Source organism: Nocardioides sp., from assembly GCF_030655615.1.
Taxonomy (GTDB): domain Bacteria; phylum Actinomycetota; class Actinomycetes; order Propionibacteriales; family Nocardioidaceae; genus Nocardioides.
This window is the reverse complement of the sequence record NZ_JAURVJ010000124.1, coordinates 1-22,737: the sequence shown is the minus strand read 5'-3', so window position 1 is coordinate 22,737 and position 22,737 is coordinate 1. Positions and strand designations below refer to the sequence as shown.

The following is a 22,737-nucleotide window of genomic DNA, read 5'->3' as shown; positions in this document are numbered from 1 at the left end:
AGGCGGGTGCACAGAGTTACGGCGGCCATAGCGACAGGGAAACACCCGGTCCCATACCGAACCCGGAAGTTAAGCCTGCCAGCGCCGATGGTACTGCAGCCGCGAGGCTGTGGGAGAGTAGGACGCCGCCGGACAAACATTGGGTAGAGGCCACCGAAAGGTGGCCTCTACTCTGTTTTCCACACCGTCCGTCTTGGGGCGGGTCAGCGAAGTGAAGAGGGAGATCCATCGTGGCCGACGAGCGTGGTTCCCGCGCAGGAGCGGGCCAAGGACGACCCCAGGGCAAGGGCTCTGGCGGTCCCCGCCGCGACGGCGGTCGTCCGGCCGACGCGCGAGGCGGTGCGAAGGGTGGCTCCAAGGGCGGTGCCCGCGGCGACAGCCGTGGCGGCAAGCCCGGAGCCGGCTCCTCGAGCCGGGGCCCGCGTCGCGACGACTGGAAGCGTCCGGCCGGCCACGAGGCCTCCCGCACGACCGACCAGACGATCTATGACGGTCCGCCGTTGCCCCCCGAGGTCACCGGGGCCGAGCTCGACCGCGCGGTGTCCTCCCAGCTCAAGGGTCTCCCGGAGAAGCTGGCGGCCCGCGTGGCCCGGCACCTGGCTGCGGCCGGCCTGCTGGTCGACGAGGACCCGGAGACCGCCTACAAGCACACCCTGGCCGCCCGAGCGCGTGCCCCCCGCCTCGCGGTGGTCCGCGAGGCCACCGGTGAGGCGGCATACGCCTCCGGTCACTACGCCGAGGCGCTCGCCGAGCTGCGTGCGGCCAAGCGGATGAACGGAGCCACGGCCTACCTGCCCATCATGGCCGACTGCCATCGTGCGCTCGGCAACCCCGAGCAGGCCATCAAGCTCGCCAAGAGCCCGTCGGTCGCCAACTTCGCGCCGGAGCCCAAGGCCGAGATGACGCTCGTCGAGTCCGGCGCCCGCCGTGACCTCGGCCAGCTCGATGCGGCCCTGCGGGTCCTCGAGCTCGCTCCGTTGACGAGCAACAGTCGTCAGGCCTGGGTCGTGCGCCTGCGCTACGCCTACGCCGACACGCTCGTCGCCGCCGGCCGCGAGAAGGACGCGCTCGCGTGGTTCCACCGCACGCATGCGATCGACGCCGAGGAGCTCACCGACGCCGCGGCTCGCGCCGACGACCTCGAGCGCCGGCTCGACCAGATCTGACCAGGTCTAGGACTGCGTCGGCAGGACCCGGATCACGGCGCTCGAGCCGGCCGGGACCGTCGTCCACCGCAGGCTCTCGCGAAACGCGATCCGCACCGGCTCGACGACGGCCACGGCTGGTTCGTCGCTGACGACCTGGAGCACGATGCTGTCGCCCGCCTGGAGGTCCTGGCCCTCCGGGTCGACCAGCTCCGTGCAGAACGCCTGGGGATCGGTGGTCACCCCGATGTTGCCGCCCCGGCAGAGCAGCGGGGTCAGGCTGACGTCGGTGTTGCTGGTCGCGCGGATCTTGACGCCCGAGACGTGCAGGGTGCGCCCGAAGCCGGCACCGGTCGTGAACACCCCGAGATAGACCGGCCGGTCGACCGGGGTCGAGGCGTTGACCTGGGTGTCCGACAGCGGAAGAGCCTCGGGCTCGGTGGACTGCCACCACGCCATCAGCCCGGCGAGCACGAGCAGCACGATGCCGCCGACCAGCAGCAGCCGCGAACGCCGCGACATCTCGAGGGCCCCCATGCTCGACACCGGGTCAATGTATCCGCAACCGGGGCCGGCGTGGCGTGCGATGATCCCGGCCATGACCGACGTCAAGCGACCAGCCCTCGAGGGCACGGTCGCCGTGCGCGGGGAGCGGCGGCTCAGCTTTGCGGAGTACGGCTCACCCCGCGGTGACGCGCTGATCTGGATGCACGGGACCCCGGGTGCCCGGCGACAGATCCCGCTCGAGGCCCGCGCCCAGGCCGAGGCGCACGGGCTGCGGATCGTCGGCATCGACCGGCCCGGGATCGGGTCGTCCACGCCCCACCTCTACGACGACATCCTCGACTGGACCGGTGACCTCGAGCTCCTGCTCGACGCGTTGGCCATCGACACCACCCGGGTCGTGGGGCTCTCCGGGGGAGGCCCCTACGCCCTGGCCGCAGGTGCCGCGCTGCCCGACCGCGTGCTGGGGGTCGGCGTGCTGGGTGGCGTCGCTCCCACGGTCGGCCCGGACGCCGCGGAGGGCGGCATCATCCAGCTCGCCGTGCGGCTGGCGCCCCTGCTCCGCGCCACCCGCGTCCCCCTCGGCATCGCCCTCACCAACGCCATCCGGCTGGTCCGGCCGCTCGCGGGCTCCGGGCTCGACCTCTACGCCGCGTTCCAGCCGTCCGGTGACAAGAACCTGCTGTCGCGGCCCGAGTTCAAGGCGATGTTCCTCGACGACCTCCTCAACGGCGCGCGGTTCCAGACCCTCGCACCCCTGAGCGACCTGGTCCTGTTCACCCGCGACTGGGGCTTCGCGCTGCGCGACGTCACGGTGCCCGTGCGGTGGTGGCACGGCGACGCCGACCACATCATCCCGTTCTCGCACGGTGAGCACGTGGTGGCCCGGCTGCCCGACGCGCGACTGAGCGTCATCGCCTCGGCGGCCTCGGCATCGCCGAGGAGGTCGTCTCGACGCTGATGAGCCTGGGCGGCCCGCCAGCGGCCCGGCCCACCCAGCCCACCCGTTCCACCCGTTCCACTGGTGCGAAGGCGCCTCATGCGTCACAATGAAGGTCTAACTTCACATCTGTCACTGTCTCTCATCTTGACGAGCCCGCTGGGGAAGGCGTAGCTCGCGCCGGAGATGAAGGAGATGTCGTGACCGTACGCACTGCTGACCGCACCACCAGCCGCGGCGTCCTTTTCGTGCACTCAGCGCCTTCAGCGCTGTGCCCGCACATCGAATGGGCCGTCGGCGGCGTGCTCGGCGTACCCACCAACCCGACCTGGTCGCCCCAGCCGGCCCAGTCGGGCACCTACCGCGCCGAGCTGTCCTGGTCCGGCGTCGCCGGCTCTGCCGCCGCCATCGCCTCGGCGCTGCGCGGCTGGAACCACCTGCGCTTCGAGGTGACCGAGGAGCCCACCGCCTCGACCGAAGGGGCGCGCTACTCGTTCACGCCCGACCTCGGCGTCTTCCACGCCGTCGTCGGCATGCACGGCGACATCATGATCCCCGAGGACCGCCTCAAGGCGGCCGTCGTCAAGGCCGCTCTCGGCGACACGACCCTCGTCGTGGAGATCGACAAGCTGCTCGGCAAGCCGTGGGACGACGAGCTCGAGACCTTCCGGCACGCCGGCGAGGGCGCTCCCGTCCGGTGGCTGCACCAGGTGGTCTGACCACCGGCTCGACCGGTCAGCGGTGGCGCAGCAGCCGGAAGTAGGTCGGTCGGCGGTTGACCGTGTAGGTGTTGCGACCGACGCTGTAGACCATCTGCATCTCGACCTTGTAGCGACCCGGCTTGACGCTCGACCCGCAGAGCTGGATGCGGAGTCGGCCCTTCTCGCGGCCGAGGTTGTTGGGCGAGTTGGAGTCCCAGAACTGGCTGACGATGCTGAAGCCCTTGGGAGTGCGGATGCGGCCGATGACCGTCCACTCGTCCGAGGGCGGGTTGAAGTCCCACCGCAGCCGGTACTTGGCGCAGTTGCCCTTGCGCACCTGGTTGGGCACCTTGATGATGCCGATGCTGTTGTCGTAGGGCACGTCGGCCCTCGCCGTGGGCGCCGCCGTCATCAGCCCCGCGGCCAGCAGCAGCGAGACGAGGGTGGTGAAGATCGAGCGGCGGAGCATGGGACGTCCTCCCGTGGACAGTGTGACGTTCGTCAAACTACCAACGGACCGGATGGGCGGTGGTTACGCGGTCCCACCCCAGCGGGTGCCCTGGGGCCTGTTCTAGAGCGGGATGTTGCCGTGGGCCCCGCGGCGTACGCCGTCACGCTGGACGGCCTCGTCGATCGCGCGAGCGATGGCCGACCGGGTGAGGGACGGGGCGACGACCTCGTCGACGACGCCGATCTCGACGGCCTTGTCGACGCCGCCGGCGAGACGCTCGTGCTCGGCGGCCAGCTCGGCCTCGACCTGGGGGCGGATGTCGGGGGAGACCTCGGCGAGGCGCCGACGGTGGAGCACGCGGATCGCGGCGACGGCGCCCATGACGGCCACCTCGGCGCCGGGCCACGCGAACACCTTGGTCGCGCCGAGCGAGCGGGAGTTCATGGCGATGTAGGCGCCGCCGTAGGTCTTGCGGGTCACCAGCGTCACCCGCGGGACCACGCACTCGCCGAAGGCGTGCAGCAGCTTGGCCCCCCGGCGTACGACGCCGTCCCACTCCTGGCCGACGCCGGGCAGGTAGCCCGGGACGTCGACGACGACGATGAGCGGAACCCCGAACGCGTCGCACGTGCGCACGAAGCGGGAGGCCTTCTCGGCCGAGAGGGAGTCGAGGCAGCCACCGAGTCGCAGCGGGTTGTTGGCGACCACGCCGACGGTGCGACCGCCGAAGCGGCCGAGGGCGGTGACGATGTTGGGGGCCCAGCGGGCGTGGAGCTCCTGAGCGGTGCCGTCGTCGAGGATCTGCTCGACGAGCGGGTGGACGTCGTAGGCACGCTTGCGCGACGCGGGCAGCACGGCCTCGAGGTCGCGGTCGGCGACGTCGTCGACGACGAGGCTGCCCTGGGCGCCGAGGAGGGAGGCGACGGTGCGGGCGCGGTCGAGGGCCTCCTGCTCGGAGTCGGTCAGGATGTGCACGACGCCGGAGCGCCGGCCGTGGGGCTCGGGACCTCCCAGGCGCAGCATGTCGACGGCCTCGCCGGTCACCGAGCGGACCACGTCGGGCCCGGTGACGAAGATCCGGCCCTCGGGACCGAGGATCACGCAGTCGGTCAGCGCCGGGCCGTAGGCCGCGCCGCCGGCGGCCGGGCCGAGGACGACCGAGACCTGGGGGATCTTGCCCGAGGCCTGCGTCATGACCTGGAAGATGCGGCCGACCGCGTGCAGCGAGAGGACACCCTCGGCCAGGCGTGCGCCGCCGGAGTGCCACAGACCGATGATCGGCAGCTGGTCGGTCATCGCGCGGTGGTAGGCCTCGACGACGACGCGACAGCCGACGTCGCCCATCGCCCCGCCCATGACGGTGGCGTCGGAGCAGAACGCCACGACCCGGGCGCCGTGGACCGTGCCGACGGCGGCGAGCATGCCGCTGTCGTCGTCGGCGGTCACCAGCTCGAGGCTGCCCTCGTCGAGCAGCGCGGTGAGCCGGGCGACCGGGTTGCGCGGGTCCTCGGACCGGGGCAGCTTGGCGGGCTTCTGGGGGGCCTGGACCGTCATGGGTGGTGCTCCTAGATCGAGGCGAAGACGACGGCGACGTTGGCGCCGCCGAAGCCGAACGAGTTGTTGAGGGCGGCGATGTCGCCCTGCGGCAGGTCGCGCACCTTGGTGGCGATGTCGAGCTCGACCTGGGGGTCCTGGTCGTCGAGGTTGATCGTCGGCGGCGAGACCCGGTGGTGCAGGGCCAGCACGGTCGCGACCGCCTCGAGCGCGCCAGCGCCACCGAGGAGGTGGCCGGTCATCGACTTGGTGCTGGTGACGACGACCTCGTTGGCGTGCGAGCCCAGGGTCGCGTGGAGCATCAGGCCCTCGGCGATGTCGCCCTGGGGCGTGGACGTCGCGTGGGCGTTGACGTGCTTGATCGCCGACGGGTCGATGTCGGACTCGAGCAGGGCACGCTTGATCGCGCGCGAGCCGCCGCGCCCGGCCGGGTCGGGCTGAGCGATGTCGTGGGAGTCGGCGGTGATGCCGGCGCCGCGGACCTCGGCGTAGATGCGGGCGCCGCGGGCCTTGGCGTGCTCCTCGGACTCGAGGACCAGCACGCCGGCCCCCTCGCCGAGGACGAAGCCGTCACGGGCGGTGTCCCAGGGACGGCTGACCGTCGTCGGGTCACCGTCGTTCTTGGACAGCGCCATCATGTTGGCGAACGCGGCCATGGGCAGCGGGTGGATTGCCGCCTCGCAGCCTCCGGCCACGACGACGTCGGCCCGGCCGAGCCGGATCTGGTCGATCGCGAGCGCGATCGCCTCGTTGCCCGACGCGCAGGCCGAGACCGGGGTGTTGACCGCGGCCCGCGCGCCGACGAGGAGGCTGATGTTGGCGGCCGGACCGTTGGCCATCAGCATCGGCACGGCGAGGGGGGAGACCCGGCGCGGGCCCTTCTCCTTCATCGTGTCGTAGTTGCTGAGCAGGGTCGTGACCCCACCGATGCCGGTGGCCATCGCGACGCCCACCCGGTCGCCGTCGAGGTCGCCGGCCGCCTGGGCGGCGTCGAGGCCCGAGTCGGCCCACGCCTCGATCGCGGCGACCATGGCGAGCTGGGTGCTGCGGTCCATCCGGCGGGCCTTGACCCGCTCGAGGACCTCGCTCGGGTCGACCGCGACCGGCGCGCCGATCTTCACCGCCAGGTCCGCGACCCAGTCGTTCTCGAGGTGACGGACGCCCGAGCGGCCGGCGAGCATGCCCTCCCAGGTGCTGAGGACGTCGCCACCGAGAGGACTGGTCGTACCGAGGCCGGTGACGACGACGCGCTTGGGGGTCATCAGGCGGTGGCGCGCTCGATGAAGGCGACGGCGTCACCGACGGTCTTGAGGTTCTTGACCTCGTCGTCGGGGATCGTGACGCCGAACTTCTCCTCGGCGGCGACGACCACCTCGACCATCGACAGCGAGTCGACGTCGAGGTCGTCGACGAAGGACTTGTCGAGCTGGACGTCGTCGGGCTCGATGCCCGCGACCTCGTTGACGATCTCGGCGAGGTCAGCGCGGATCTCTTCGGTCGTAGCCATGGTGGTTCTCTCCTACGGGTTGGGTGGTGGAAACTTCAGGGGACGACGACGACCTGGGCGGCGTAGGCCAGCCCGGCGCCGAACGCGATGAGCAGGGCCACGTCGCCGGAGCGGGCGTCGCCCTCCTGGACCATGCGGTGCAGGGCGAGTGGCACGGACGCGGCCGAGGTGTTGCCCTGGTCGGCGACGTCGCGGGCGATCCGGACGGTCGCTGGGAGCTTCATCGAGCGGGCCATGGCGTCGGTGATGCGCATGTTGGCCTGGTGGGGGACGAAGCAGTCGAGGTCGTCGACGGTGATCCCGGCACGCTCGACGGCCTCGAGCCCGACCTTGGCCATCGCGAAGGACGCCCAGCGGAACACGGCGCTGCCCTGCATGGTCAGGGCCGGCATCACGGGGGAGTCGGAGGTCATGACGTCGCGCCAGTCCTCGGTCTGCCGGATGTAGTCGAACTGCTCGCCGTCGGAGCCCCAGACGACCGGGCCGATGCCGGGGGTCTCGCTCGGTCCGACGACGACGGCGCCGGCGCCGTCGGCGAAGATGAAGGCGGTGCCGCGGTCGGTGCGGTCGAGGATGTCGGTGAGGCGCTCGACGCCGATCACCAGCACGTGGCGCGCGCTGCCACCGCGCACCATGTCGGCGGCGAGGCCGACACCGTGGCAGAAGCCGGCGCACGCCGCGGAGATGTCGAAGGCGACGGGCTGGCCACAGCCGAGCTCGTGGGCGATCGCCGGCGCGATGGCCGGCGTCTGCATCATGTGGCTGACGGTCGCGACGATGACGGCGTCGACCTGCCCGGCCTCGATGCCGGCGTGCTCCAGCGCCTCGCGGGCGGCGGCGACGCTCATCATCTGCACCGACTCGTCGGGTCCTGCGAAGCGCCGGGTCTTGATGCCCGAGCGCTGCTGGATCCACTCGTCGCTGCTGTCGATGGCCTCGACGAGCTCGGAGTTGGGCACGAGCCGGACGGGGCGGTAGGCACCCACGCCGAGCAGGGCGGCGTAGGACGACCCGGTCGCCGTGGCGAGACCCACGGGGGCGCTCACTCCGAGCCCTCGGGGTGGAGGCGGAGCAGGGGTTGGCCGGGGGCGACGGGATCGCCGTCCTCGACGAGCCACTCGACGACCTGGCCGCCGTGGGTGGCGTGGACGGGGATGCGGTCGCGCAGGCTGTTGACGACGCCGATCTCGGCGCCGGCGGTGAGCAGGTCGGCGTCGGCGGCGGCCAGGTCGATGCCGAAGGTGCCCTTGGCGGGGGAGACGACCATCCGCCAGGTCGGGGTGACGTCGATGAGCGAGCCCTCGCCGTGCTTGGCGCAGAAGGCGCGGGCGTCGTCGAGCTGGTCGGGGGTCTTGAGCGCGAACGTCTCGACGCCCTTGAGTGCGCGCTTGGCGATGCCGGTGAGCGTGCCGGCGGGCGGCATCTCGAGGATGCCCGTGACGCCGAGGTCGGACATCGCGTCGAGGCACAGGTCCCAGCGGACCGGGCTGGCGATCTGGCCCACCAGGCGCTTGAGGACCTCGCGGCCGTCGTGGATGACCTGGCCGTCACGGTTAGAGATGAGCGGGATGCGTGGGTCGTGCGTCGAGACCGAGAGCGCCAGCTTGGCGACGTGGTCGACCGCGGGGGCCATGTGGTGGGTGTGGAACGCGCCGGCCACCGACAGCGGCATCAGCCGCGCCTTGGCGGGCGGGTCGGCCTTGAGCGCCTCGAGCTGCTCGAGGGTGCCGGCCGCCACGATCTGGCCCGGGCCGTTGTCGTTGGCGGCGGTCAGGCCGTGCTTGTCGAGGGCGGCGAGCACCTCGTCGCGGTCACCGCCGAGGAGGGCGGTCATGCCGGTCGGGGTGGCCGCTGCGGCGTCGGCCATGGCGATGCCGCGCTCGCGGACCAGCACCATGGCCTGCTCGGCGCTGATCGCCCGGGCGCCCACCGCGGCCGCGAGCTCGCCGACGCTGTGGCCGGCGACCGCGCCGACCTGGTTGAAGCCGTCACCGGGGTGGGGGAAGAGCTCGAGGGTGGCGACGAGCGCCGTGCCGACCAGCAGGGGCTGGGCGATCCGCGTGTCGCGGATGGTGTCGGCATCGGACACCGTGCCGTGGTGGGCGAGGTCGATCCCGGCCACGGTCGACAGCCAGTGCAGGCGCGACGCGAAGACGCGGTCCTCGAGCCAGGGGGCGAGGAAACCGGGCGTCTGGGCGCCTTGTCCGGGGGCAACGATCACGAGCACGTGGATCACTCTGCCGGTCGGACGGCTCCGGGCGCGCATCAGGCTCGCACGAATCTGACCGGTGAAGGTTTGTCGGGTTCCTACAAATTCACCCGGGCTCAGGCGATACCGGGGCAGGTATTCGACCGGACTGTCGCCCGAGGATCAGCGCGACCTGCAGGGTGAGGGCGTCACGGGGGCGGTTGGGGGTGAAGCCGGTCAGGTCGGCGACCTGGCGCATGCGGTAGCGCACGGTGTTGGGGTGCACGAAGAGCGCACGGGCCGTGCCCTCGATCGATCCGCCGTGCGCGAGGTAGGCCGCCAGCGAGTCGGCGAGCCCGCCGCGGGCGCCGGCCAGCGGCAGGAACACGTCCTCGACCAGGTGGCGGCGGGCGTGGCCGTCGCCGGCCAGGGCCCGTTCGGGGAGCAGCTCGCTGCTCAGCACCGGCCGCGGGGCGTCGGGCCAGCCTGCGGCCGCGCGGTGGGCGGCGATGGCGGCGCGGGCCGAGACGTGGGCGTGCTGGAGGTCGTCGGTCACCGGACCGACGACGACCGGTCCCTCGCCGTAGAGCCCCTCGAGGGCAGCGCCCGCCACACGCGGGTCGCCCACCCCACCGAGCAGCACGACGAGCCGGTCGCCCTGCGCCGCGCACAACGCGTCCATGCCCGTGTCGCGGGCGGCTCGGCGTACGGCGTCGAAGAGGTCGGTGTCGGTACGCCGCTCGGGCAGGTTGCCGAGGACGACGGTGACGTCGCCGCGGGCGGACCAGCCGAGCGCCGAGGCCCGCGACAGCATGGTCTCGTCGCCCTCGGCGCGCAGCACGGCGTCGACGACGAGCGCCTCGAGGCGGGCGTCCCAGGCGCCGCGCATCTCGGCGGCACGGGCGTAGACCTCGGCGGTGGCGAAGGCGATCTCGCGGGCGTAGCGCAGCACCGCCGCCTGGACGTCGGGCACGTCGGCCGCGTCGACGATGCGGTCCACGTCGTGCTCGACGACCTCGATGGAGAGTCGGACCAGCTCGACCGTCTGCTGGAGGCTGATCGTGCCGGCCAGGGCCCGCGGGGCGGCGCCGAAGACGGACGCGGCCACGGCGAAGGACTGCGACGCATCGGCCTCGGTGGCGCCGTACCAGTCCACGAAGGCCCGGATGCCGGCCTGGACGATCTGACCCACCCACGAGCGCTCCTCGGCGCTCAGGTCGCGGAACCAGGGCTTCTCGCCCTCCATCCGCGCCATCGCGGAGGTGCTGAGGGACCCGCTCGCCCGGACCAGTGCGGTCGCGGCCCGCTCGCGGTCGGTGCGGGGCCGTCGGGGGGACACGATGGAACGGTAGTCCGACCCGGGTGCGGGACGTGACCGAACGGGTGCTTGCATGTCACCCGAACGGACGGTTTGCCCGCAACACCGGGACGGTGCGGATCCGCCTCTGGTTGAATCCTGAACCTGTCGTCGATGGGGAGGTCGCATGACCGAGAAGCGCCACGAGGTGCAGCATGTCACGATCCACGGCCATCGACGCGCCTACGTCAAGGTCGGTTCCGGCCCGGCCCTGCTGCTGCTCCACGGCCTGGGCTGCGACCACCGGACCTGGGAGCCGGTCATCGACGCGCTCGCCAATCGCTACACCGTCATCGCCCCCGACCTGCTCGGGCACGGCCAGTCGGCCAAGCCCCGCGCCGACTACAGCGTCGGCGGCTACGCCAACGGCATGCGCGACCTGCTCACGGTGCTCAACATCGACAAGGTGACCGTCGTGGGGCACAGCTTCGGTGGGGGCGTGGCGATGCAGTTCGCCTACCAGTTCCCCGAGCGCACCGAGCGGATGATGCTCGTCGCCTCCGGTGGCCTCGGCCCCGAGGTCACCCCCGGCATCCGGGCGATCACCACCCCCGGCTTCCACCAGGTGATGGGCCTCCTCACGCTGCCCGGCGTACGCCACGTCGGCGTCGCCGGGCTCAAGGCCGCCTCGGCCACCGGGCTCAAGGCCACCCGCGACCTCGGCGAGGTCGCTGACATCTACGAGTCGTTCAAGGACCCGCACGCACGCGCCGCGATCCGCCACGTGGTCAAGGCTGTCGTGGACTGGAAGGGCCAGATCGTCACCATGGCCGACCGCGCCTACCTCACCGACGCCATGCCCATGGCCGTCGTCTGGGGTCGCGACGACCACGTGATCCCGGTGCGCCACGCCAGCAACGCGGCCGCCCTCGCCCCCAAGGCGCGCGTCGAGGTCATCCCCAACGCCGGTCACTTCCCGCACAAGGACCACCCCGAGCGGTTCGCCAAGATCGTCCACGACTGGATCCGTACGACGCAGCCCGCGACCTACTCGCGCGCCAAGTGGCGCACGCTGTTGCGCAACGGGCAGGTCGGGCCGGTCTCGCCGGTCGGCGTCACGTCGATCTCGCGGGCGCGGGCGACCACGGCCTGAGCTTTGCTGGCGCCTCGGCTGGGGTGTGGGGCCCACGTCGGCTGAGGTGCGAGCGAAGCGAGCCTCGAAGCCACGTGTCTTCCGTGGGGTCATGCGGTGTCCGGGTCGGGTGGCCGCGCGCGAAGCAGACCGCGTCTCCTGCTCGGCGCGCAACGGCGAGGCCTCGCAAGCTCGGCTCGCCGCCGCTGGCGCGGCCACCCGACCCGGCGGTGCGTGAGCCACCGTTCCGGGCGGTCCGAGGTGCCGGTTCGGTGGCGTACGCACCGCCGGCCCGGGTCAGGGGGAGTCCGGCGACTTCCTCACCGGCAGCACGACTCACCCGCCCGAATACGGGCGGGTAAGTCGCACTAACGGTGAGGGAGACGTGTCGGGTCGGTCTCGATCTTCGATCTTGGTCCGGAATCCGAACCGAGATCGCAGATCGAGCCCCACGAGTGAAGTTCTGGGATGAATCTCCCGGTTCCGGGTCAAAGGTTCGTACGAGAACCGGGAGAAACGTCCGGTCAGCGTGACCAGTGGTGCCGGTGAGGGCTGTCCGCGCCGGACGAGGGCGCGGCGGAGCCCGCCCTTGTCTGCGCCCTCAAGCATCCCGGGAGAGGCTCGCTGTCAAGGATCGCTTTGCGACCGCGTAGCGGCGCCGAAGGCGTCCTTGACAGGGAGGCCCGGGATGCGAGGCGCGCGGACAGCCCGACCCCGAATGACCTATGGCCACCCGAGACCAAGCCACCACAAACCGAGCGGCCTAAGCCCCAGCACCCTCCTGCTTCACGTCGGCCACGGCGGTGGGGTCGTCGATGCGGTACTGGTGGAACGCCTTGGTCACCAGGGCCGGGTCGATCTCGCCGGCGTCGGCGAGGGCCTGGAGGGCCCGGACGACGACCGACTGCGCGTCGATGTTGAAGAACCGGCGGGCGGCGGGGCGGGTGTCGGCGAAGCCGAACCCGTCGGCGCCGAGGACGCAGTAGTCACCGGGGACCCAGCGGGCGATCTGGAGGGGCACGGCGGCCATGTAGTCGGACACGGCGACGAAGGGGCCGTTGGCGCCCTCGAGCTTGTCGGTGACGTAGGGGACGCGCGGGGCCTCGTCGGGGTGGAGGAGGTTGTGGTCCTCGGCACCGACGGCGTCGCGGGCCAGCTCGTTCCACGAGGTGACCGACCAGGTGTCAGCCTGGACGCCCCACTCCTCGGCGAGGAGGCGGGCAGCCTCCTTGATCCACGGGAAGCCGACGCCGGACGCCATCAGCTGCACGCGGGGACCCTCGTCACCGGATCCCGTCGAGACCTTGTGGAGGCCGCGCAGGATGCCCTCGACGTCGACGTCGTCGGGCTGGGCGGGCTGCTCGACGGGCTCGTTGTAGACCGTGATGTAGAAGATCACGTTCTCTCCGGTGCCGTCGGCGCCGCCCTCGCCGTACATCCGCTCGAGGCCCGACCGCATGATGTGGCCGATCTCGTAGGCGAACGCCGGGTCGTAGTGGACGATCGCGGGGTTGCTCGCCGCCAGCAGCGGGGAGTGGCCGTCGGCATGCTGGAGGCCCTCGCCGGTCAGCGTGGTGCGGCCCGCGGTGGCGCCGATGAGGAAGCCGCGCGAGAGCTGGTCGGCCATGGCCCAGATCGAGTCGCCGGTGCGCTGGAACCCGAACATCGAGTAGAAGATGTAGAACGGGATCATGTGCTCGCCGTGCGTGGCGTACGCCGATCCGGCGGCGGTCGCCGACGCCATCGCGCCAGCCTCGGAGATGCCCTCGTGGAGCATCTGGCCGCTCGTCGACTCCTTGTAGGCGAGGAGCAGCTTGCGGTCGACCGACTCGTACTGCTGGCCGCCCGGGTTGTAGACCTTGGCGCTCGGGAACATCGAGTCCATGCCGAACGTGCGGTACTCGTCGGGCGCGATCGGCACGATGCGCTTGCCGATCTCGGGGTCCTTCATCCAGTCCTTGAGGAGCCGGACGCAGGCCATGGTGGTGGCGACCGCGTGCTTGCCACCGCCCTTGGTGAGCTCGGTGTACATCTTGTCGCCGGGCAACGTCAGCGGCTTGGCGCGCACGATGCGACGCGGCACCGAGCCGCCCAGGGCCTCACGGCGCTGCATCATGTACTCGATCTCGGGGGAGTTGGCGCCGGGGTGGAAGAACGGCGCGGCACCGGTCTCCTCGTAGGAGCGCTCGAGGTCGCGGTCGGAGATCGGCAGGTAGAGCCGGTCGCGGAAGCGCTTGAGGTCGTCCTGGGTCAGCTTCTTCATCTGGTGGGTGGCGTTCTTGCCCTCCAGGGAGTCGATGGTCCAGCCCTTGACGGTCTTGGCCAGGATCACCGTCGGCTGGCCGACGTGCTTGGTCGCGGCGTCGAACGCGGCGTAGACCTTGCGGTAGTCGTGGCCGCCTCGGGGCAGCTTCTGGATCTGGCTGTCGCTCATGTGCTCGGCCATCCGGCGCAGGCGGGGGTCGGGTCCGAAGAAGTTCTCACGGACGTAGGCGCCGTCCTCGACCGAGTAGGTCTGGAAGTCGCCGTCGGGCGTGGTGTTCATCTTGTTGACGAGCACCCCGTCGACGTCGCGCGCGAGCAGCGCGTCCCAGCCCTGGCCCCAGATCACCTTGATGACGTTCCAGCCCGCGCCACGGAAGTTGGCCTCGAGCTCCTGGATGATCTTGCCGTTGCCGGTGACCGGCCCGTCGAGCTGTTGCAGGTTGCAGTTGACGACCCACGTGAGGTTGTCGAGCTCCTCGCGGGCCGCGACCCGGATGGCGCCGAGCGACTCGGGCTCGGCCATCTCGCCGTCTCCGAGGAACGCGAACACCCGCTGCTCGGTGGTGTCCTTGATCCCACGGTTGTGCAGGTAGCGGTTGAAGCGCGCCTGGTAGATCGAGTTGAGAGCGGTCAGGCCCATCGAGACCGTCGGGAACTCCCAAAACTCGGGCATCAGCCGCGGGTGGGGGTAGGACGACAGACCGGCGTTGGGTCCGTGCTGGACCTCCTGGCGGAACCGGTAGAGCTGCTGCTCGGACAGCCGGCCCTCGAGGAAGGCGCGGGCGTAGATGCCGGGGGAGGCGTGACCCTGGATGTAGACCTGGTCACCGCCGCCGGGGGCGTCCTTGCCGCGGAAGAAGTGGTTGAAGCCGACCTCGTAGAGGCTGGCCGACGACTGGTAGGTCGCGATGTGGCCGCCGACCTCGAGGCCCTTGCGGTTGGCGCTCGAGACCATCACGGCGGCGTTCCAGCGCAGGAACGCACGGATCCGCTGCTCGACCTCGTAGTCGCCGGGGAACCACGGCTCGCGCTCGGGCGGGATCGTGTTGATGTAGTCGGTGCTGCGCAGGGCGGGTACGCCGACCTGCGTCTCGCGCGCCCGCTCGAGCAGGCGCAGCATGACGTAGCGCGCGCGCTCGCGGCCGCGCTCGTCGAGCATCGAGTCGAACGAGTCGAGCCAGTCCTGCGTCTCGTCGGGGTCGATGTCGGGGAGCTGCGTGGGCAGCCCCTCGTGGATCACTGCTCGGGCCGTGGACCGTGGGGTCTGGTCGCCTGGTCCGCTCGTGCTGCTGCCCTGGTCGGGCTTGTCGGATTGGTCGGTGGAGGTGGGTGTCTCGCCGCTCACCCGACCATCGTTGCACGCACGTGCGGGTGGTGGAATCGACGGCTGGGCTACCCGTAAGTAGGGCTCTCGGCGGTGACCAGTGGGTGGTCCGCCCGAACGGGCGCTTGCAGGTTGGGCCCTTCTCCGATGGACTACGCCCCAACAACCCCACCCGAACGCACCCCCGAAGCATCCCCGAACGATGGAGGCACCTCCCGTGAGCTCGACCGCCGGTGGCGGCACCACCCAGACAGGCAATGGCCAGACGGGCCCCGCTGAGAGGCTCGGGCTCTCCAACGGCATGGTCGTGCAGGAGCTCGGCTGGGACAACGACACCGACGACGCCCTGCGCGTCGCCATCGAGGACACCATCGACGCCGACATGGTCGACGGCGACTACGGCAACGTGGTCGACGCGGTCGTGCTGTGGTGGCGCGACGAGGACGGCGACCTGGTCGACGGGCTCGTCGAGGCGCTGACCGACCTCGTCGGGGGCGGCGTGATCTGGCTGCTGACGCCCAAGATCGGTCGGCCCAACGCCGTCGACGCCGCCGACATCGCCGAGGCCGCGCCCATCGCCGGCCTCTCGCAGACGACGTCCGCGGCGGTGAGCAAGGACTGGTCGGCCACCCGCCTCGTGGCGCCCAAGACCGTCGGCTGAGGTCGCTCCGGACCCAGCGACCGGCAGGTCTAGGGTGACCCCGTGCTCAAGAAGCTGACCTCCGGCGCCGTCGCCGCCGGCACCTCCCTGAAGGTCCTCGGAAGTGCCGGGGTCATCCGTCCCTACTCGCCGGTCACCCTGGCCCGGCTGGCCCGGACCCTGCGGTCCTGGGGCACCGGCCCCGCCGGCGGCTTCACGTCGCTGGCCGTCCGCGTCCCCGACGACGTCGGCGTCGCCGACGAGCTCGGCGAGCTCACGTGGGGCGAGCTGCACGCTCGCTCCAACTCGCTCGCCCACGCGCTGCGCGACCTCGGGGTCGAGGAGGGCGACGGCGTGGCCATCATGGCCCGCAACCACCGCGGCTTCATCGACGCGAGCATCGCGGTCGCCAAGCTCGGCGCCGACACGATCTACCTCAACACCGCTTTCGCCGGCCCGCAGCTCGTCGAGGTGCTCGAGCGCGACGCGCCCAAGGTCCTCATCTACGACGAGGAGTTCGCCGGCCTGGTCGCCGAGGCGTCGGTCGACCTGCAGGTCGTGGCGTGGACCGACGGCGACGCGGGCGACGTACCGACGCTCGAGTCGCTGATCGAGTCCAAGGACTCGCACGACCTGAAGCCGCCGTCGCGGCACGGCCGCATCATCATCCTCACCTCGGGCACGACCGGTACGCCGAAGGGCGCGCCGCGCAGCGAGGCCGGCGTCGAGGCGGCGGTCGCGCTGCTCGGATCGATCCCGCTCAAGTCCCGCCAGAAGGTCCACGTGGCCGCCCCGCTCTTCCACACGTGGGGCTACGCCCACATGGCCCTGTCGATGCTGCTCGGCTCGACCATCGTGCTGCGCCGGCGCTTCGACCCCGAGGGCTTCCTCCAGACGATCGAGGAGGAGGGCTGTCAGGCCGCCGCCGTCATCCCGGTGATGCTGCAGCGCTGCCTCGCCCTGCCGAAGGAGACGCAGGACCGCTACGACCTCGACGGGCTCCGCGTCGTCGCCAGCTCGGGCTCGGCCCTGCCCGGTGACCTCGCGACCACCTGGATGGACCGCTTCGGCGACAACCTCTACTCGACCTACGGCTCGACCGAGGTGGCCTACGCCGCCATCGCAGGCCCCGACGACCTGCGGGCCAACCCCGGCACGGCCGGCCGCGCGCCGTTCGCCACGACGATCAAGATCCTCGACGACCAGGGCGATGAGGTCGCCCACGGCACGTCGGGGCGCATCTTCGTCGGCAACGGGCTGCTCTTCGAGGGCTACACCGGCGGCGGCCACAAGGAGGTCGTCGACGGTCTGATGTCGTCGGGCGACGTCGGCCGGATCGGTGACGACGGCCGCCTCTACATCGAGGGCCGCGACGACGAGATGATCGTGTCCGGCGGCGAGAACGTCTTCCCCAAGGAGGTCGAGGACTGCCTCGCCCGCCACGACGCGGTGACCGAGGTCGCCGCGGTCGGCGTCGACGACGACGACTTCGGCAAGCGACTCAAGGCCTTCGTGGTCATCAGCGCCGACGCCGACGTCTCCGAGGACGAGCTCAAGGGCTGGGTCAAGGAGAACCTCGCGCGCTACAAGGTGCCGCGCGAGATCGTGTTCCTCGACGAGCTGCCGCGCAACGCGACCGGCAAGGTGCTCAAGCGCGAGCTCGCCCAGTCTGACAGCGAGTGAGCGGACTCTCGCTCGGAGGCCTCGCCCCCGACTTCACCCTGCGCGACCAGTTCGGCCAGGACGTCACGCTGTCGTCGTACCGCGGGCAGAAGGCGGTCGCCATCCTCTTCTACCCCTACGCGTTCTCGGGCGTCTGCACCGGCGAGATGGCCGGCATCCGCGACCGGCTCGACGAGTTCATGACCTTCGACACCGAGGTCCTCGGCCTGTCGTGCGACCCGATGTTCGCGCTGCGCGCGTTCGCCGACCAGGACGGTCTCAACTTCCCGCTGCTCAGCGACTTCTGGCCGCACGGCGAGGTCAGCCGCGCCTACGAGGTGCTCGACGAGGAGCGCGGCTGCCCGCGGCGGTCCTCCTACGTCATCGACCGCGAGGGCCGCGTCCGTTGGGCCGTGCACAACTCCAGCTCGCAGGCGCGCGACCTCGACGAGCACCTCGCCCAGCTGCGCGCACTCGCCTGACCTGGCTGGGGAAAGCGGCCGCCGGGTCTAGACCGGTGGGGCCAATCTGGCCAACATTCGCCCGAACGTGTTGACGCCCGACGGGCGGCCAGTAATGTTCTCCACGTTGAACCGCTGGTGACCCGAGACGCCAGCGGTTCAACTCATTTTTCCCTCTTTCTGACGGGCCCCCATCCGGCCCTCGCACTGCTCCGAACGACCTGTGGAGCCCGCGCCGGCTTCCGTGGGGGTGACCAGCGCGGGCTCCGCTCCGTCGATTTGTCGGGAGCCGGTGGCTCGATGCGCGTTGCCCGCACTGCCTGGTAGTTGCTGCCGCCGGTCTGGGTTGGCGGGCACGGCCGCATCGGCGGCCACCGACCCCCGACGTGCGCCCAGTGGTTGCTTCCTCGTGTGGCCCGGGCGCCTTTGCCGCGCATCCCGATTTGTCGGGAGCCCGCGGCCTCGCTCCGCGGGTCCGCTCCATCCGGTAGCGCTGCCGCCGGCCCGGGCTGGCGGACCCGACCGGAGCGGCGGGCCGCCGGCCCCGACATGCGCCCTGTGGTTGCTTCTTCGTGTGGCCCGGGCGCCTTTGCCGCGCATCCCGACTTGTCGGGAGCCGCGGCCTCGCTCCGCGGGTCCGCTCCATCTGGTAGCGCTGCCGCCGGCCCGGGCTGGCGGACCCGACCGGAGCGGCGGGCCGCCGGCCCCGACGTGCGCCCTGTGGTTGCCTGTCGTGTGGCCCGGGCGCCTGTGCCCCGGATCGCCCCTCGTGAGGTCGGGTCGGGATGCTCGCGTGCTGCGTCGATCGCCGTGACGGCAGACTGGCGGGATGACCGAGGAGCCACTGTCGCCTGCTTTCAACATCAACGTGCCGCCGGAGCACCTGGAGGGGCACTACGCCGACTTCGCGAGCGTGTGGCACAACAACGAGACGTTCATCCTCGACTTCGTGTCGATGAGTCGGCCGCCGACGCCGACGCGGACCGACGAGGGGGGTGCGGTGGCGCGGATCGATGCGCAGGTGGTGACGCGGGTGCGGATCCCGGCGGCTCAGGTGTGGGAGGTCATGAAGGCGCTGCAGGCGCAGCTGGGCCAGTGGGAGCAGGAGAACCCGGACCGCAAGCTCAGCTGACGGGCTGAGCTGGCGGCGCGGGCTCAGCGGGCCAGGTCGGGGCAGGCGTACTGGGTGCTGACCTCCACGAGCTGGCGTGCCCGGGCGGCGTCGATGGGGGAAGCGGGGTCGCGGGCCCAGTGACGACGGGCTCCGGCCAGGACGTCGGCGCCCTGGTCGAGGTCGTCGCAGGTCGCGATCACGTCGTCGTAGATCCCCACGTCGAGGACGTCCATGGTGTCGTCGAAGCCGACGACCTCGAGGGCGCGGTCGATCGTTGAGCGGTTGTCGACCACGGCGACGCGCCAGGGGTAGGACGGGTCGCCCTCGTAGGAGACCAGCGAGCGGCCGCCGGGGAAGAGCCGCACGTCGGCGGGCTCCTCGGTGGGGGTCGGCGTGCCGACGGTGGAGGGACCGCCGGTGCCCTCGGGCGGGGTGGGCTTGCGGGGGCCGCTCTCGTCTCCGGTGACCCCGCAGGCGGTCAGGACGACGGTCAGGACGACGGTCAGGACGAGGACCACGGCGGCCGCCGAGCGTCGCTGCGTGATGGTGCGCATCAGGTGGTGTCCTTCGGTGGGCGCGGGGCCAGGAGGTCGGCCACGAGGCCGGTACCCCGATGCCCGCAGGCACGCCCCCTCCCTCTGGGTCGCGCTCCTAGAGGGTGGTGCGGTCGACGCTGCGCGGGTCGTCCGGGGCGCCGCTGCGGTAGGCCGGGTCGGCCGACACCATGGCCCGCCACGGCTTGGCCTTGGTCAGGGCCACATCGAGCTCAGGGGCGGACCGGTCGAGGTCGGCGACGAGGAGTCCCTCGGCCCCCTCGACCTCGTCGACGACGTCGCCGTTGGGGGCGTAGAGCGCCGAGGCGATGAAGGACGCGGTGTCGCTGGGCGTGGCCAGGGCGACCCAGGTGCAGTGGATCGCGGCGTGGGCCCGGGCCTTGACGGCGAAGGTCGCGTCCACCGGGTAGGCCGACAGCAGCACGCAGTCGACGCCGAGGCCGGCGTACTCGACGAACACCTCGGGAAAGTTGACCTCGATGCAGATCGCGCAACCGAAGCGGAAGCCGTCGACGTCGAGGACCACGGGCTCCGAGCCGGCCGTGTAGAACCGGGTGACCTCGGTGTGGGAGACGAACCGCTTGTCGTAGCGGTCGACGAGGCGGCCCTCGTCGGAGATGACGTAGAGGCTGTTGTGCGGCCAGCGCGGGGGCGTCAGCGGGTGGGCGGAGCCGAGCACCACCCAGAGCCGCAGCTCGCCGGCGAGCGCGACGACCTCCTCGAGCTCGGCGCGGACGACGTCCCAGTCGACCTCGGCCCAGTCCTCGACGGGGTTGAGCGCATAGCCCGACAGGAGGCCCTCGGGCAGCTGCAGCAGCCGGACGTCCTGCTCGGCGGCGGCGCGCATCGCCCGCCGTACGGCGGCACCGTTGCGGCGGGCGTCGCCGGTGACGGGGAGCTGGGCGATCGCGATCCGCACGGGTCCCTCTTCTGGTGGTGGGCGCGGAGGGGATCGAACCCCCGACCACCTCGTTGTAAGCGAGGGGCTCTACCGCTGAGCTACACGCCCGTGGCTGACGGGGGCACAGCCTACAAGCGCCCGGGACCGCCGCTGGTCGACCCTCGTGGGAACGGCGTGAAGTTCGTCCCGTCCGGGGCCCATCCGTCCGGCCGGTGGCACCGAACGGACTGTGACCCGGCTTACACGTGGGCCGGACGACCTTGCCTTGGGAGGCAAATCGCATGAGTGACACCAGCAGAAGGAAGTTCCTGGCCGCAGCCGGGGTCGGCGCGGCCGCGTCCGCCGCCGCGCTCGGCACAGCGGCGTCCGCCGAGGCCAAGCCCAGCGCCAAGCGCGCCAAGGAGCCCGTCATCGCCCTCGTCGACGACCACACCAAGGGCACCGTCCGACTCCTCGTCGGCGAGCGCGAGGTCGTCGTCCACGATCGCGACCTCGCCACCCGCCTCCTCAACGCGGCGGGAGGCCAGTGAGATGAGCTCCCACAGAGAAGCACCGGAGATCGCCAAGGACCCGGCGGCAGACAGCACGGACGTCTATGCGTTCATGCACCCGACCGAGGCCAACCAGGTCGTCATCATCTGCAACTTCATCCCGCTGCAGCAGCCCAACGGCGGGCCGAACTTCTACGAGTTCGCCGACGACGTGCTCTACGAGATCAACGTCTCGAACGGCAACAAGGCCGAGGCCAACGTCAAGTACCAGTTCCGGTTCAAGACGGCGATCCGCAACCCCAACACGTTCCTCTACAACACGGGGCCGATCACCAGCATCACGAGCACGTCCTACAACCGCCCGCAGACCTACAGCGTCGTCCGGGTCAAGAACGGCCAGTCCACGGCCATCACCGGCAACCTGCCGGTGCCGCCGTGCAACGTCGGCGTGCGCAGCACGCCCAACTACGCCGCGCTCGCCAACCAGGCGACCCGCACCGTGTCCGGTCGCAAGTTCTTCGCCGGTCAGCGCACCGACGCGTTCCAGGTCGACCTGGGCAGCATCTTCGACCTCGGCGCACTGCGGCCGTTCGGCAACCTGCACGCCTACCCGCAGGCCGCGACCGACGGCGTCAACGCCGTGCAGTCCTACAACGTGCACACGATCGCGATCCAGGTGCCGTCCAGCGACCTGACCGCCAACGGTGCCAACCAGGACGGCGCGGCCCTCAACCGCCGTAACGTCATCGGCGTCTGGTCCTCGACCAGCCGTCGCTCGGCGCGCGTCTTCAACGCCAAGACCGGCAAGTACGCCGGTTCCGGTCCGGCCGTGCAGGTCTCGCGTCTCGGCAACCCGCTGTTCAACGAGGTCGTCGTCCCGATGGCCGAGAAGGACTACTGGAACACCCAGCCGCCCAACGGCGACGTGGCCTACGAGAAGTACGTCAACAAGCCCGAGCTCGGTGCGCTCCTGCCGGCGCTCTACCCCAACGTGTTCCCCAACCTGGGCGCCTACACGAAGCCGCGGGCCGACCTCAACGCGATCCTGCTGACCGGCATCCCCTACGGCGTGCTCAAGGACGCCGAGGGCCAGCCGATCCGGTTCCAGAACTACACGGGACCGGTCAAGGCCGACATGCTGCGCCTCAACATGGCGATCCCGCCGTCCGCGACCGAGAACAAGCTCGGCATCCTGGGCAACGACCTCGCCGGCTATCCCAACGGCCGTCGCCTCGGCGACGACGTCGTGGCCATCGAGCTCAAGGCCATCGCGGGCGCCACGATCCCGCTCGTCGACCCGAGCTTCACCCCCGACGGGGCCGCGGCCCTGCTCGAGGACGGCACGACGGACGACAACCGCCCCGAGCTGCTCGACGCGTTCCCGTTCATGCCGCTGCCCGGCAGCGGCTACAACACGGTCCCCGGGACGTCCGCGCCGTGACCGAGGAGCGCCGGCCCGACTCGCCCGAGAACCCCGACGCGGGCAGCGGGCCGGTGGTCCTCGACATCGGCGGCGACGTCGGAGCCGTCATCGTCACGATGCCGGTCGAGATGGTCGGGGTCGAGGTCGACATCGTGCCGTCGGACGTCGACCTGGCGACCTGGGGGAAGGGCGACAACCACGACCACGACGACGACCACGGGCACGGGCATGGCCACGGCCACGGCCATCGACCGCACGTGGCCGTCGTACGGCGACCGCTGCCCGACGGCCGCGAGATCCCGACGCTCGTCTATCCCGAGGTCGTCGAGGGTCGCTACCGGCTGCTGCTCAAGGGCACCGACGACGTGACCCTGGAGGTCGACGTCGTCGGCGGCGAGGTCACCGAGGCGACCTGGCCGGCCTGATCCACCTGCTCCACCTGTTCCACCTGTTCCACCAGGGCCGGGCGTGGGCCACACACCA

22 protein-coding genes, 1 tRNA gene and 1 rRNA gene are annotated in these 22,737 nt (G+C 71.3%); 12 read left to right on the top strand and 12 right to left on the bottom strand.

Going from position 1 to position 22,737, the window contains the following annotated elements:
- The first annotated feature begins 17 nt into the window (after window positions 1-17).
- Both rrf and Q7T52_RS10390 read left to right on the top strand, forming a co-directional pair.
- Window positions 18-134: ribosomal RNA gene (gene rrf / locus Q7T52_RS10395) — 5S ribosomal RNA — on the top strand.
- 96 nt (window positions 135-230) lie between these two features.
- Window positions 231-1,166 carry a tetratricopeptide repeat protein gene (locus Q7T52_RS10390; RefSeq protein ID WP_304802117.1) on the top strand — a complete coding sequence of 312 codons (936 nt, stop codon included), beginning with the start codon at window positions 231-233 and terminating at the stop codon, window positions 1,164-1,166.
- Between the two features lie 6 nt (window positions 1,167-1,172).
- On the opposite strand, the gene Q7T52_RS10385 is transcribed toward Q7T52_RS10390, so the two are convergent.
- Window positions 1,173-1,691, bottom strand: a complete 519-nt coding sequence (locus tag Q7T52_RS10385; protein ID WP_304802115.1) for a hypothetical protein — start codon at window positions 1,689-1,691, stop codon at window positions 1,173-1,175.
- 52 nt (window positions 1,692-1,743) lie between these two features.
- Here Q7T52_RS10385 and Q7T52_RS10380 point away from each other — a divergent pair, with 52 nt between their 5' ends.
- Both Q7T52_RS10380 and Q7T52_RS10375 read left to right on the top strand, forming a co-directional pair.
- Complete coding sequence (locus Q7T52_RS10380; RefSeq protein WP_304802113.1) at window positions 1,744-2,610, top strand: alpha/beta fold hydrolase; 867 nt, start codon at window positions 1,744-1,746, stop codon at window positions 2,608-2,610.
- Window positions 2,611-2,789: 179 nt separating this feature from the next.
- Window positions 2,790-3,308 (top strand): DUF3145 domain-containing protein, encoded by a 519-nt coding sequence (locus Q7T52_RS10375; RefSeq protein ID WP_304802111.1) that lies wholly within the window; start codon window positions 2,790-2,792, stop codon window positions 3,306-3,308.
- A 16-nt stretch (window positions 3,309-3,324) separates the two neighbouring features.
- On the opposite strand, the gene Q7T52_RS10370 is transcribed toward Q7T52_RS10375, so the two are convergent.
- The 7 genes from Q7T52_RS10370 to Q7T52_RS10340 all read right to left on the bottom strand — a co-directional run bounded on the left by Q7T52_RS10370 (window position 3,325) and on the right by Q7T52_RS10340 (window position 10,329).
- Complete coding sequence (locus Q7T52_RS10370) at window positions 3,325-3,759, bottom strand: hypothetical protein (protein ID WP_304802109.1); 435 nt, start codon at window positions 3,757-3,759, stop codon at window positions 3,325-3,327.
- A 102-nt stretch (window positions 3,760-3,861) separates the two neighbouring features.
- Window positions 3,862-5,295, bottom strand: coding sequence for an acyl-CoA carboxylase subunit beta (locus Q7T52_RS10365; protein ID WP_304802107.1), 1,434 nt, complete (start codon window positions 5,293-5,295; stop codon window positions 3,862-3,864).
- Window positions 5,296-5,306: 11 nt separating this feature from the next.
- Window positions 5,307-6,557, bottom strand: a complete 1,251-nt coding sequence (locus Q7T52_RS10360) for a beta-ketoacyl synthase (RefSeq protein ID WP_304802106.1) — start codon at window positions 6,555-6,557, stop codon at window positions 5,307-5,309.
- Window positions 6,557-6,802 carry an acyl carrier protein gene (locus tag Q7T52_RS10355; RefSeq protein ID WP_148616033.1) on the bottom strand — a complete coding sequence of 82 codons (246 nt, stop codon included), beginning with the start codon at window positions 6,800-6,802 and terminating at the stop codon, window positions 6,557-6,559. The genes Q7T52_RS10360 and Q7T52_RS10355 overlap by 1 nt, the downstream gene beginning before the upstream one ends.
- A 35-nt stretch (window positions 6,803-6,837) precedes the next feature.
- Entirely contained in the window at window positions 6,838-7,848 is a 1,011-nt protein-coding gene (locus Q7T52_RS10350; protein WP_370692315.1) for a beta-ketoacyl-ACP synthase III, read from the bottom strand.
- Entirely contained in the window at window positions 7,845-9,029 is a 1,185-nt protein-coding gene (locus Q7T52_RS10345; RefSeq protein ID WP_304802103.1) for an acyltransferase domain-containing protein, read from the bottom strand. Before Q7T52_RS10345 ends, Q7T52_RS10350 begins: the two co-directional genes overlap by 4 nt.
- A gap of 88 nt (window positions 9,030-9,117) precedes the next feature.
- A complete protein-coding gene (locus tag Q7T52_RS10340; RefSeq protein WP_304802101.1) occupies window positions 9,118-10,329 on the bottom strand; it encodes a CdaR family transcriptional regulator in 1,212 nt (403 codons plus the stop codon).
- A gap of 145 nt (window positions 10,330-10,474) precedes the next feature.
- On the opposite strand from Q7T52_RS10340, the gene Q7T52_RS10335 reads away from it, so the two are divergent.
- Window positions 10,475-11,440, top strand: coding sequence for an alpha/beta fold hydrolase (locus Q7T52_RS10335; RefSeq protein ID WP_304802099.1), 966 nt, complete (start codon window positions 10,475-10,477; stop codon window positions 11,438-11,440).
- Between the two features lie 742 nt (window positions 11,441-12,182).
- Here the strand turns inward: Q7T52_RS10335 and aceE are convergent.
- Complete coding sequence (gene aceE / locus Q7T52_RS10330; RefSeq protein ID WP_304802119.1) at window positions 12,183-14,924, bottom strand: pyruvate dehydrogenase (acetyl-transferring), homodimeric type; 2,742 nt, start codon at window positions 14,922-14,924, stop codon at window positions 12,183-12,185.
- A 301-nt stretch (window positions 14,925-15,225) separates the two neighbouring features.
- On the opposite strand from aceE, the gene Q7T52_RS10325 reads away from it, so the two are divergent.
- The 4 genes from Q7T52_RS10325 (at window position 15,226) to Q7T52_RS10310 (ending at window position 18,903) form a co-directional block, all read left to right on the top strand.
- Window positions 15,226-15,669, top strand: a complete 444-nt coding sequence (locus tag Q7T52_RS10325; protein WP_304802097.1) for a DUF3052 domain-containing protein — start codon at window positions 15,226-15,228, stop codon at window positions 15,667-15,669.
- A gap of 42 nt (window positions 15,670-15,711) precedes the next feature.
- Window positions 15,712-17,331 carry an AMP-binding protein gene (locus Q7T52_RS10320; RefSeq protein ID WP_304802095.1) on the top strand — a complete coding sequence of 540 codons (1,620 nt, stop codon included), beginning with the start codon at window positions 15,712-15,714 and terminating at the stop codon, window positions 17,329-17,331.
- On the top strand, window positions 17,328-17,792 hold the full coding sequence (locus Q7T52_RS10315) for a peroxiredoxin (RefSeq protein ID WP_304802093.1): 465 nt from the start codon (window positions 17,328-17,330) through the stop codon (window positions 17,790-17,792). The genes Q7T52_RS10320 and Q7T52_RS10315 overlap by 4 nt, the downstream gene beginning before the upstream one ends.
- Window positions 17,793-18,600: 808 nt before the next feature.
- A complete protein-coding gene (locus tag Q7T52_RS10310; RefSeq protein WP_304802092.1) occupies window positions 18,601-18,903 on the top strand; it encodes a DUF3467 domain-containing protein in 303 nt (100 codons plus the stop codon).
- A 23-nt stretch (window positions 18,904-18,926) separates the two neighbouring features.
- Here Q7T52_RS10310 and Q7T52_RS10305 read toward each other — a convergent pair whose 3' ends face one another.
- The 3 genes from Q7T52_RS10305 to Q7T52_RS10295 form a co-directional block, all read right to left on the bottom strand.
- Window positions 18,927-19,439: a hypothetical protein gene (locus Q7T52_RS10305; protein WP_304802090.1), complete on the bottom strand. Its 513-nt coding sequence runs from the start codon at window positions 19,437-19,439 to the stop codon at window positions 18,927-18,929.
- A 97-nt stretch (window positions 19,440-19,536) separates the two neighbouring features.
- Window positions 19,537-20,358: a carbon-nitrogen hydrolase family protein gene (locus Q7T52_RS10300; RefSeq protein WP_304802088.1), complete on the bottom strand. Its 822-nt coding sequence runs from the start codon at window positions 20,356-20,358 to the stop codon at window positions 19,537-19,539.
- Window positions 20,359-20,373: 15 nt separating this feature from the next.
- Window positions 20,374-20,448 (bottom strand) — tRNA-Val (locus tag Q7T52_RS10295).
- A 173-nt stretch (window positions 20,449-20,621) separates the two neighbouring features.
- Between Q7T52_RS10295 and Q7T52_RS10290 the strand changes: the two genes are divergently transcribed.
- From Q7T52_RS10290 to Q7T52_RS10280, 3 genes are read left to right on the top strand one after another with little or no spacing between them, the layout of a single operon-like run.
- Window positions 20,622-20,870: a twin-arginine translocation signal domain-containing protein gene (locus tag Q7T52_RS10290; RefSeq protein WP_304802086.1), complete on the top strand. Its 249-nt coding sequence runs from the start codon at window positions 20,622-20,624 to the stop codon at window positions 20,868-20,870.
- Window position 20,871: 1 nt separating this feature from the next.
- The gene (locus tag Q7T52_RS10285; RefSeq protein WP_304802084.1) at window positions 20,872-22,272 is read left to right on the top strand and encodes a DUF4331 domain-containing protein; all 1,401 of its coding nucleotides are present in this window, start codon (window positions 20,872-20,874) and stop codon (window positions 22,270-22,272) included.
- Entirely contained in the window at window positions 22,269-22,679 is a 411-nt protein-coding gene (locus Q7T52_RS10280; protein WP_304802082.1) for a hypothetical protein, read from the top strand. Before Q7T52_RS10285 ends, Q7T52_RS10280 begins: the two co-directional genes overlap by 4 nt.
- The last annotated feature ends 58 nt before the right edge of the window (window positions 22,680-22,737 follow it).